The sequence below is a fragment of the Achromobacter sp. 2789STDY5608621 genome, from assembly GCF_001299375.1.
GTDB lineage: Bacteria > Pseudomonadota > Gammaproteobacteria > Burkholderiales > Burkholderiaceae_B > Achromobacter > Achromobacter insuavis.
Genome location: NZ_CYTU01000110.1, coordinates 1 through 927, shown reverse-complemented (window position 1 = coordinate 927; position 927 = coordinate 1). Strand labels below are relative to the sequence as shown.

Sequence of the window (927 nt, the reverse complement as noted above, 5' to 3'; positions counted from 1 at the left end):
CCGCTGGCCGACCTGGAAGCCTACGAAGAGCAGCTGCAGCAGTTCGTGTACCACTCCGGCGCCTTCATGAAGCCGCTGTTCTCCGCGGCCAAGCGCATCGTGCGCAACGGCGGCAAGTCGCGCATCGTCTTCACCGAGGGCGAAGACGAACGCGTGCTGCGCGCGGTGCAGGTCATCGTCGACGAAGGCGTGGCCCGCCCGATCCTGGTCGGCCGTCCCGCCGTGCTGCTGTCGCGCATCGAGAAGTTCGGCCTGCGCCTGCGCCTGGGCGAGGATGTCGAGGTCACCAACCCGGAATACGACGAGCGCTTCCACCAGTACTGGACCACGTACTGGGAACTGATGTGCCGCCGCGGCATCACCAAGGAAATGGCGCGCGTCGAAATGCGCCGCCGCCTGACCTTGATCGGCGCGATGATGGTGCACCTGGGCGACGCCGACGGCATGGTCTGCGGCACGGTCGGCGCGTACCACGACCACCTGCGCTTCGTCGACGAAGTGATCGGCCGCCGCCCCGGCGCCAACGTCTACGCCGCCATGAACATCCTGCTGCTCAACGAGCGCACGGTGGTGCTGGTGGACACGCACGTCAACGACGAACCCACCGCCGAGCAGATCGCCGAGTTCACCATCGCCGCCGCCCGCGAAGTGGGCCGCATGTTCCTCGCGCCGAAGGTGGCGCTGCTGTCGCGCTCGAACTTCGGCTCGGGCAGCTCGGCTTCCGGCGCCAAGATGCGCCGCGCGCTGGAACTGGTGCGCGAAGCCGCGCCGGAACTGGAGATCGATGGCGAGATGCACGGCGACTGCGCGCTGGACGAAGCCCTGCGCCTGCGCATCCTGCCGTCCTCGACGCTCAAGGGCGAGGCCAACCTGCTGGTGTGCCCGAACGTGGACGCCGGCAACATCGCCTACAACCTGCTCAAGACG

At 68.0% G+C, this 927-nt stretch carries 1 protein-coding gene; it reads left to right on the top strand.

Features of this window, described 5'->3' with window-relative positions:
• Positions 1–927: phosphate acyltransferase (locus tag AOZ53_RS33180; RefSeq protein WP_255353323.1), on the top strand; the 927-nt coding region annotated here is incomplete at both ends.